Annotated in this window: 1 pseudogene; it reads left to right on the top strand. The window is 42.3% G+C overall.

Annotated features, from left to right (window positions below):
• Window positions 1–300, top strand: a pseudogene (locus tag ACTNEN_RS13415) (group II intron reverse transcriptase/maturase); the annotation flags it as partial.

The raw sequence follows: 300 nt of genomic DNA, 5'->3' as shown, positions 1-300 counted from the left end.
CGGCAGTATTCTGAATTTCTCGGATTCAAGCTGAAAGTTCGTAAAAAGGGCAGGAAATATGTCATTCGGTCTCATATGAGCGATAAGGCGTACAAAAAGGCGCATGAAAAGTTATCCGAAGAAGTGAAGAAGCTGGCTCATTCGTCAGAAGAAGCACAGTTCATGCAGTTACAGAAATACAATTCTGTCGTTGCAGGACTTCACGAATACTACTGTATTGCTACAGAAGTATCTCATGACTTCGGAAAGCTTGCCTTCAGTATTAACAAACAGCTCAGAAACAGGCTGAAAGGCGATCTG

The organism is Oribacterium sp. HCP28S3_H8 (assembly GCF_052064775.1).
Taxonomy (GTDB): domain Bacteria; phylum Bacillota; class Clostridia; order Lachnospirales; family Lachnospiraceae; genus Oribacterium.
Note: the sequence above shows the minus strand (reverse complement) of the source record. Positions and strands in the feature narration are given on the sequence as shown.